This is a genomic window from Roseomonas sp. TAS13, from assembly GCF_001950415.1.
GTDB classification, from domain to species: domain Bacteria; phylum Pseudomonadota; class Alphaproteobacteria; order Acetobacterales; family Acetobacteraceae; genus Roseomonas; species Roseomonas mucosa.
In genome coordinates this window covers 1-9,390 of the sequence record NZ_BDLP01000168.1, presented here as the reverse complement: position 1 = coordinate 9,390, position 9,390 = coordinate 1, and the positions used below count along the sequence as shown (strand labels likewise).

At 71.0% G+C, this 9,390-nt stretch carries 7 protein-coding genes; 5 read left to right on the top strand and 2 right to left on the bottom strand.

Features of this window, described 5'->3' with window-relative positions:
* The 5 genes from ROTAS13_RS13765 to ROTAS13_RS13745 all read left to right on the top strand — a co-directional run.
* On the top strand, positions 1-1,207 hold a 1,207-nt coding region (locus ROTAS13_RS13765), incomplete at its 5' end, for an ATP-binding protein (protein ID WP_075822621.1).
* Positions 1,204-3,129: a response regulator gene (locus tag ROTAS13_RS13760; RefSeq protein ID WP_058390368.1), complete on the top strand. Its 1,926-nt coding sequence runs from the start codon at positions 1,204-1,206 to the stop codon at positions 3,127-3,129. The genes ROTAS13_RS13765 and ROTAS13_RS13760, both read left to right, overlap by 4 nt.
* Positions 3,130-3,188: 59 nt before the next feature.
* Entirely contained in the window at positions 3,189-3,917 is a 729-nt protein-coding gene (locus ROTAS13_RS13755; RefSeq protein WP_075822620.1) for a GntR family transcriptional regulator, read from the top strand.
* Positions 3,914-4,894, top strand: a complete 981-nt coding sequence (locus ROTAS13_RS13750; RefSeq protein ID WP_058390370.1) for a D-glycerate dehydrogenase — start codon at positions 3,914-3,916, stop codon at positions 4,892-4,894. Before ROTAS13_RS13755 ends, ROTAS13_RS13750 begins: the two co-directional genes overlap by 4 nt.
* Positions 4,895-5,087: 193 nt before the next feature.
* Complete coding sequence (locus tag ROTAS13_RS13745; RefSeq protein ID WP_075822619.1) at positions 5,088-6,305, top strand: ABC transporter substrate-binding protein; 1,218 nt, start codon at positions 5,088-5,090, stop codon at positions 6,303-6,305.
* 123 nt (positions 6,306-6,428) lie between these two features.
* Here the strand turns inward: ROTAS13_RS13745 and ROTAS13_RS13740 are convergent, their stop codons facing one another.
* Both ROTAS13_RS13740 and ROTAS13_RS28615 read right to left on the bottom strand, forming a co-directional pair.
* Positions 6,429-8,513, bottom strand: coding sequence for a DUF4214 domain-containing protein (locus ROTAS13_RS13740; RefSeq protein WP_075822618.1), 2,085 nt, complete (start codon positions 8,511-8,513; stop codon positions 6,429-6,431).
* Between the two features lie 376 nt (positions 8,514-8,889).
* Positions 8,890-9,066 carry an SH3 domain-containing protein gene (locus ROTAS13_RS28615; RefSeq protein WP_083755528.1) on the bottom strand — a complete coding sequence of 59 codons (177 nt, stop codon included), beginning with the start codon at positions 9,064-9,066 and terminating at the stop codon, positions 8,890-8,892.
* Between the last annotated feature and the right edge of the window lie 324 nt (positions 9,067-9,390).

Below are 9,390 nucleotides of genomic sequence, written 5' to 3'. Positions count from 1 at the left end.
CCATGCCGTCGCCGGGCCGGAGGAGGCGCTGGCCGCCGTGCAGGCCGAAGGCGTCGCCTGGGACTGCGTCGTGATCGCCATGCTGAGCCCGGGCTTCGACGGCGTGGCGCTGTGCCGCCGCCTGAACGCCCTGCGCAGCGGGCCGGGCGAAGGGCCGTCCTTCCAGATCGTGGGCCTCGGCAACGACGAGAGCACGGGGCGGGAGATGCTGTCCCAGGTTTTCGAGGCCGGGGCGGACGACCTGGTCTCGGCCACCGCCAGCGCCGAGGCGATCCGGCTGCGCATCCGCACCGTGGTGCGCCGCCGGCTGATGCAGGAGGAGAACCGCCGCATCGATGCCGAGCTGCGCGGGCGGGAGCTGGCCCTGGCCCATGCGCGGGCCGAGGCCGCCGCCGCCGAGGCCCGGGCCGCGCTGGCCGAGGCGCTGTCACGCGCCAATGCGGAGCTGGAGGAAGCGAACCGCCAGCTCCGCGACACCCAGGCCAAGCTGGTGCAGGCCGCCAAGATGGCCTCGCTGGGCGAGCTGGTGGCAGGCATCGCGCACGAGATCAACAACCCCCTGGCCTTCATCCTGGCGCACCAGGGCACGGTCGAGCGCGTGCTGGAACGGCTCGGCCCGCATGTCGATGGGCAGGCGGAGGCCCAGGCGCTGGTGGAGAAGGGGCTGCAGCGCTCGCATTCCATGACGCTGGGCCTGAAGCGCATCCAGGACCTGGTGCTGAACCTGCGCAAGTTCTCGCGGCTGGAGGATAGCGGCTTCCAGACGCTCAACGTGCCGGAAACGATCGAGACGGTGGTGGCGCTGCTGACGCACAAGCTGTCCAACCGCATCGTGGTGCGGCGCCAGTTCGATGCGAGGCCGGAGCTGTTCTGCTCCCCCGCCCTGCTGAATCAGGTGGTGATGAATATCGTGGGCAACGCGGCGGATGCGATCGAGGACCAGGGGACCATCACCATCGCCACGCGCGAGTCGGACGGGCAGTACGTGATCGAGATCGCCGATACCGGCCCCGGCGTGGCGGAGGAGCTGCGCGAGAGGATCTTCGAGCCCTTCTTCACCACCAAGCCGATCGGCTCCGGCACCGGGCTCGGCCTCGCCATCGCCTACAACGTCGTGCGCGCGCATGACGGGCACATCGCCGTGGGAACCTCGCCGGAAGGCGGCGCCCGCTTCACCATCAGCGTGCCGCTGCGGGCCACCACATGAGCAGCCCTCCGTCGCACGGCCCGGGCGGCCCGGCACGGCCGGATGCCCGCCGGGGCGCCCACCGGGGCACGATCCTGCTGGTGGATGACGAGGCGGAGATCGTCACCGCGCTGCAGGACCTGTTCGAGGACGAGTACGACGTCCTCGCCACCACCTCGCCCACCGATGCGCTGCGGCTGCTGCAGCACGACCCGAACGTTTCGGTGATCCTGTCCGACCAGCGCATGCCGGGCATGACCGGCGACCAGATGCTGGCCCGGGCGCGCGACATCACCCATGCCGAGGCGCTGCTGCTGACCGGCTACGCCGATCTCGACGCGGTGGTCTCGGCGCTCAACAAGGGGCGCATCGCCGGCTATTCGCCCAAGCCCTGGGACCCGGTGGCGCTGCGCGGGCTGGTGGGCAGCGCGCATGACCGCTGGGCCCTGGCGCGCGCGCTGGAGACCGAGCGCAGCCTGTTGCACGGGCTGCTGGACAATTCCCCCGGCCGCCTCTCCTTCAAGGACGCGCAGGGCCGCTTCGTGCGGCTGAACGTGGCCAAGGCGGAATCGATGGGCCGCAGCGTGGCGGAAAGCCTGGGCCGGCGCGAGCAGGACTTCCTGCCCCCCGAGGCCGCCGAGGCGCTGACGCGGATCGAGGCGGAGGCGCTGCACCGGCGCGGTTCCGCCGAGGTCGTGGAGGAGGAGCGCCAGGAGGGCGAGACGCGCTGGTTCTCGGTGAGCCGCGTGCCGGTGATCCGCCAGGACGCGCCCGCCTTCCTCGTGACCATGGAGCACGAGATCACCGAGCGCCGGAACCTGGAGGCCCGGCTGCGCCAGGCGGACAAGATGCAGGCGCTGGGCACCATGGCGGGCGGGGTGGCGCACGACTTCAACAACCTGCTGACGGCGATCCTGGGCAACCTGCAGCTCGCTCTGCGCGCCGCGCCCGAGGGGTCCCGCCAGCAGCGGCAGCTCCGCAACGCCATCGCCGCCGCCGAGCGCGGCTCCGGGCTGACGCAGCGGCTGCTCTCCTTCAGCCGGCAGCGCGACCTCGACCTGCGGCCGGTGGATGCGAACGAGCTGGTACAGGGGATGGAGGACCTGCTCGGCCGCACCCTGGGCGGGCTGATCCGCATCGAGCACGACCTCGCCCCGGATCTCGCCCCGGTCCTGGTGGACCCGGGGCAGCTGGAGCTGGCGCTTCTCAACCTGTGCATCAACGCCCGCGACGCCATGCCGGAAGGCGGGGTCCTGACCCTGGGCACGCGCCGCGCCAGGGTCGAGCCCGGCAGCGTGCCGGAGCTGAAGCCCGGCGACTATGCCGCGCTCTCGGTGCGCGACACGGGCGCCGGCATGGCGCCGGAGGTGCTGGGCCATGCCTTCGAGCCCTTCTTCACCACCAAGGAGGTGGGCAAGGGCACGGGGCTGGGCCTATCCATGGTCTATGGCCTCATGCGCCAGTCCGGCGGCGGCATCCGCCTGCAAAGCGGACCGGGGCAGGGCACGCTGGTGGAGCTGTTCCTGCCGCTTTCCGACCGCCTGGGTCCGGAGCAGGGCCATGCCGGCACCACGCCGCTGCCACGGACGCGGCCGCTGCGGATCCTGGTGGTGGATGACGACCCCGCCGTGCGCGAGGTGACAGCGACCTTCCTGGAGGAGCTCGGCCACGAGATCCTGGAGGCCGGGGACGGCCCCACCGCCCTCCGCACGCTGGAGGACGAGGAGATCGACCTGATGGTGGCGGATCTGGCGATGCCCCTGATGTCGGGGGCCGAGCTCGCCGCCACGGTGAAGGCCTCCCACCCCCGGATGCCGGTGCTGCTGGTGACCGGCTATGCCGAACTGGACAAGCTGCCCAAGGAATACCCGCTTCTGCACAAGCCCTTCCGGCAGGCGGATCTGGCGCGGTGCATCCAGGAGCTGATGGAAGGCCAGGGCTGAGCAGGGCGAGCGACACGGCAGGCTGGTGACAGAAACTGCCCGACTGATATTGTAGATTCATGCCGCCCGCCGCCCCGATCCCCCTGGAGATCGAAGCCACGCCCAGCCTCGCGGAGCGCGCCTATGTGCGGCTGCGGGATGCCATCGTGGAGGGAAGCCTCGCCGCCGGCAGCAAGCTGTCCGAGCGCCGCCTGGCCGCCGCACTGGGCATCTCCGCCCAGCCGGTGCGCGAGGCGCTGCGGCGCCTGGAAGGCGAAGGGCTGGTGGAGACCCGCCCCAAGAGCGGCACCTTCGTGTCCGCCCTGGACAGCGACAGGCTGGCGGAAATGGGCCGCATCCGCGCGGCGCTGGAAGGTGCCGCGGCGTCGCTGGCGGCCCGCCGGGTGGGTCCGGCCGACCTGCGGGTGCTGGAGCAGCGGCTCGGCGCCATCCGCGCCGCGACGGATCAGGGCGACCGCGCCGCGCTGGCCGGGGCCAACGACGCCTTCCATACCGCCCTGCACCGGATCACCGGCAACGCCTTCCTGATCCGCAGCCTGCAGGCCCTGCGCGCCTATTTCCACGTCGGCAGCCGGCGCGTCCTGGCCGGAGAGGCGGAGATCCGCCTCGCCCTGGAGGAGCACCTGGCCATCCTGGATGCCATCGCCGCCGGCGAGGCGGAACAGGCCGAGCGTCTGATGCGCGCCCATGCGCTGCGCTCCCTGGCCGTGGCCTTCCCGGAAGCGGACCGTTGCCCCCCTGCCCCGCGCCCGGCCTCCCCTGACGAAAAGGACTCGCACGAATCATGACCGAGGATCAGTCAGCCCAGGGCAGGCCGCGTGTCCTGGTCGCCCGCCGGGTGCCGCCGAACGTCGCCGCCCGCGCCCGCGAGATGTTCGATGCCATCGTCACCGAGGCGGACATGGATGCCGACACGGCGCTGCGCGTGATCCGCGAGGAGCGCATCGCCGGCCTCTTCTCCGGCCCCAAGGTGAAGTTCACCGCCGCCCATGCCGCGGCCATGCCGGACGGGCTGAAGGTGATCGCCAATCCCGGCGCCGGCTACGACCACATGGATGTGGAGGCCGCCAGGGCGCGCGGCATCGTCGTGACCAACGCGCCGGACGTGGTGACGGACTGCACCGCCGACCTCGCGCTGATGCTGATCCTGAACGCCAGCCGCCGTGCGCGCGAATACGACCAGGTGATGCGCGAGGGCTGGCGCAGGCCCTATGGCATGCCGGACCTCCTGGGACTGCGGCCGAGCGGCAGGACACTCGGCATTGTCGGCATGGGGCGCATCGGCCAGGCCGTGGCGCAGCGCGCGCGCGGCTTCGGCATGAGGATCCTCTACAACAACCGCCGCCGCCTGCCGCCGGAGCTGGAGCAGGGCGCCGAATATGTCGCGGAACTGCATGACCTGCTGCGGCGCTCGGAGATCCTGTCCCTGCACCTCCCCGCCAGCGCCGAAACGGGCACGCTGATGACGCGGGAACGCTTCGCCCTGCTGCCGCGCGGCGCCGTCTTCGTGAACACCGCGCGCGGCTCCCTGGTGGACGAGGACGCGCTGATCGAGGCGCTGGAATCCGGCCAGCTCTTCGCCGCGGGCCTCGACGTCTTCCGCAAGGAACCGGATTTCGACACGCGCCTCGCCGCCTTGCCGAACGTCTTCCTGACGCCGCATGTGGCCAGCGCCACGGTGGACACGCGCGACGCCATGGGTTTCCGCACGCTGGACAACATCGCCGGCGTGCTCTCCGGCCGGGGCGCGATCGATCCGGTCTGAGCAGGGTGCCGGCCCGTTCTGCCCGGAGGGAGGAGCGGGCGTCAGGCGTTGCGCCCGGCGGCCGGCTCCGCCCTCGCCTCGGAGGAGGTTTTCGATCACCCTGGGCACCGGGATGCCGGAGGCTTCCGGCAGAAGACGGACGGCCCGGGCGATCGGCCGGGTGGGCCGGTCCATCATGATCGGGAGTGGTAGGATGCAGTTCACGAGGCGCCTGTTGCTGGGCGCGAGCGCCACGGCCTTCACCCTGGCGCGGCCGGGCCTGGTCCGGGCCCAGGGCACGACGCCCATCCGGATCGGCGAGATCAACAGCTACACCACCCAGCCCGCCTTCACCTTGCCCTACCGCGACGCCATGCATCTCGCGGTGGAGGAGATCAACGGCAAGGGCGGCGTGCTCGGACGGCCGCTGGAGCTGATCACGCGCGACGATGCGGGCAAGCCGCAGGATGCCGTGCGGCTCGCGGGCGAGCTGCTGAACGAGGCGAAGGCGGATGTGCTGGCCGGGGCCTACCTGTCCAATGTCGGGCTGGCGCTGGGCGAGTACGCCGCGCAGAACCGTCGCCTCTACGTGGCGGGCGAGCCGCTGACCGATGCGATGGTCTGGGAGAAGGGCAACCGCTTCACCTTCCGCCTGCGCCCCTCCACCTATATGCAGGCCTCCATCCTGGCGGAGGAGGCGGCGAAGCTCCCGGCGAAGCGCTGGGTGACGGTGGCGCCGAACTACGAATACGGCCAGTCGGCGGTGAAGTGGTTCCGACAGATCCTCTCGGCCAGGCGGCCGGACGTGCAGTTCGTGGGCGAGCAGTGGCCTGCGCTGGGCCGCATCGATGCCGGCGCCACGGTGCAGGCGCTGGAGGGGATGAAGCCCGAAGGCCTCTTCAACGTGCTGTTCGGGCCGGACCTGACGAATTTCGTGCGCCAGGGCAACACGCGCGGGCTGTTCGAGGGGCGCGGCGTCGCCTCCATGCTGACGGGCGAGCCCGAATACCTCGACCCGCTGGGCGACGAGGCGCCGGAGGGCTGGATCGTCACCGGCTATCCCGGCGAGGCGGTCGACACCCCGGCGCACAGGGCCTTCGCCGAGGCGTACCGGGCGAAGTACAAGGCCAAGCCGATGTGCGGCTCGCTGGTCGGCTTCTCGCTGATCCACTCCATCGCCGCCGGCATCGCCCGGGCCGGGGCGCTCGATCCCGACAAGCTGGTGGCGGGCTTCCGCGGCGTGGAATTCGCCACGCCCGCTGGCCAGGTGGGCTATCGCGCCATCGACCACCAGAGCACGCTGGGCGTCTTCGTCGGACGGACGGCGTTGAAGGGCAATGCCGGCGTCATGGCCGACTGGCGCTATGTCGACGGGCGCGAGCTGCTGCCAAGCGACGAGGTGGTGCGGAAGCTGCGGCCCGCGGAAAGCTGATCCGGCCGCCACCGGGGCAGGGCCTCATCGTTGCATGAGTGGCGGCCTTGCCGTCCGCCACCGTCCCGCGGTGACCGTGCCTCGCGCACCGGGCGTTGCACCGTCCCGAGGGACAAGGCGGTGTCAGACAAAGGCGATGCCGCTGTGGACACCGTCGCTGCCGGTGTTCGCCTTGGTCAGCATCTGGTGCTCCACACTCTCGGACACCGCCAGCAGCACGCCGCCCCGCGACAGGGAATGGGTTTCCAGCAGGCTCAGGAAATGGGCGTAGCCACCCGCATCCGGTTCGCGGTGCAGGGCGGTGTGGTAGAGTCCGCTGACGAAGGCCTCGTCGCTCTGCTGCCCGTGCACAGCGTTCCACTCCGGCGTGGTCAGCCACAGATCCGGCAGTTGCGCGAAGGTGAATTTCTGCCCCTTCACCGCCGCCACCCAGTTCTCGAGACCTCCCCGGTCCGGCAGGCGCCCGAAGGCCGCGTCGTAGAGGCGGGCGATGGGCACCGCCGTCTGGTCGGGAATCCAGATCCCCGCCTCGATCTGGCCGGCGGTATTGGCGCGGTTCTCCCGCCCCTCGGAGATCGAGATCAGGGCCTGCTCCAGCCCATCCGACGAGAAGGCGGACAGCGAGGCGATTCTGGCGGATGCCGTTCCGTAGACGTTGCTCTCGATCCGCGCCAGGCTGCCGGCCGCGCCGGTCGCGCCCCCCGCCTGGAACTCGGCGCTGGCCAGGAAGTTGTGCGCCAGGGTCTCCAGACTGCCGCCCGCCGCCAGGAAGGCGATGTGGTGCTGCAACCCGCCCGGGTCCGGCGCCCGGTTCAGGGCCGCCTTGTAGAGCCGGACGACCTGCGCTGCCGCGTCATCCACGTCGAAGACCAGCCTTCCGTCCGTCAGCGCGACGACATCCAGCGCCGCCGCATGATAGGCGGTGCTGCCGTGCAGGATGGTCACGCCGCCGCTGGCGTCACTCACCTGGACCTCCCGCAGCCCGGTCGCGTGCAGGGCGGCGACGTTCCGGCCCGCCGCATCCTGGGTGACGGACAGGGCCTGCAAGGCTCCGGTGGCGACGGCCACGCCGGTGGCGGGGGTCCAGACCGGCAGGCCCCGGTCGTCATAGACCGCGTTGCCCTGGCCCGGGCCGCTGCCATCGGCGAGCCGGCCATAGCCCCATCCATAGTGGAGCGTCCCGCCCGTCAGCGGCAGGTCCGACGCGAAATCCAGCCGCAGCGTGTCGCCGTCCACGACGGTGGCGTGCGTGGCCGCGATGGAGGTGCCGTCCGCCAGCCGGACCGCCCAGCCCAGCCCGGAGGCCGCCGCGCCGCCGAGGGCGGCGAAGGCATGGGCGCCGTCATGCTGCACATCGACGGTCAGGCTGGTGGCGCCGATCCGGCGCGCCCAGATGACCTCCGGCCCCTCGTTGTCGATGTTGCCCAGCGCCCGCGCGACCGGCGAGCCCGCCAGGGCATATTCCGACCAGCCCTCCGCGATGCTGAGCGCGGCGCGCTGGATCACCAGCGCGGCATCGCCGGCCGACATGTGCCCGCCGCCGTATTCCGTGGTGGCCGCATTGGCGTCGAGGTTGTCGAAACTCATGTCCAGGTCGAGGGCCCGGGCTGCGATCGCGGCGTTGAAGCCCGCATCGGCGGCCAGCTTCTCCATCACCGCGCGGATCGCCTGGAGACCGTCGGGGGCGTAGCTGCGATAGGGGATCGCGCTGACGAAGTCATAGGCCATGTCCAGCGCCGAGCTGCCGAAGGCCGCACGCAGCAGCGCGGCATCGTAGCGGACCGCGCTTTCCCACATCGCCGCGGCACTGGCCGTGGTGAGGCTGCCGTTCTGGATGTCGTGCTGCAGGGTCAGGCTGTCGGTCTCGTTGTGCAGCCAGAGCACGGTGGTGGGATTGTCCCGCAGGTCGGCGGAAAGGCCCTGGACGTAGTTCAGCAGCCGCTGCTCCACCGTGCCGGTCGTCCAGCCCTGCCGCCAGTCGCCGTTCACCGCCTTCAGCCAGTCGCCGAGGAAGCCGGTGGCGCCCTGGATGGTGGTGGCCGAGTTGTCCGAGGCGCTGAGCGGCCCGGCCAGGATATGGACCTGGTTCTGCACGCCATCGAAGCTGAGAAGTGCCTCGACCGCCTGCTTCAGCTTGGCCGAACCACCGAAGTTGAGCGCCAGGAGCTCAGCATTGGACTGGCCCCTTACCAGAATATTGAGATCCAACGTCTTGCCCCCGCAAGAATTTCATTGGAACCCCCTTAAAAAATCCAGGTGTAATTTCCATTAATAGCCGAATCCCAGGGCTTTTTCCTTAAACTCCCGTTCATTTATTGCATGCTGTTCATGCGCTATTCAGTTCCACTACCTATAAGCGAACAAATAAAGGACCGGAAAGCTGGGCCGGTCGCTCCGGATTCAGGAAGCGGCAGGATCTGGCCCAATCATGGGCCATGGCTCCTGGCCGGAACGCGGTCACCTCGCGGGGCAGGGGGGACAGGAAGCGCTCCCTCGCCCGGACTTCCGTGTTCTCCGGATCGCCTGCCCGGGTCCAGCTTCCAGGGACGTCGGCTGTCCAGGGCTGGAACCCGGAAGCCCGGCGCTAACGCGGCCTGTCCGTCAGGCTTCCATGAACCCATCCCCAGGGCTGATCCGAACCCACCTGATACCAGCCGCCCGGAGATTCCCCGAAGACGGACAGGGCGGTGCCACGCGGAAGGACGCGCAGGACTTGCGACTGGTTCCGCGGCTGGGTTCGCAGATTGCCGCCCTGCCTCATGGCGATCCTCGCCCTGGCTGGCGCCGCCGGTGCGCGAGGGACGCTGGCCGGAGCCGGCTCCACCCTGTCCGGAGGCTCGGCCCTGGGCCCGTCCGGAATGCCGGCCGGCGCCAACGCGGCCGGTTCGGTGGCCAGGGAGCGGGCCTCAGGACGGGGCCCTGCTGCCTCCGGCTCCACGGCCGGGACCGGCAGAGGCGGATTGGAGGACCGCCACGGCTCCGCTGGGGCGGCCACGGGGTCGCGGGCGGCGAGAGGCCCCGGCGGGACCGGCTGCTCCGGCAGGGGGAGTGCCGGGGGAAGCCGGGCAGGCGCCGGGGACAGCGC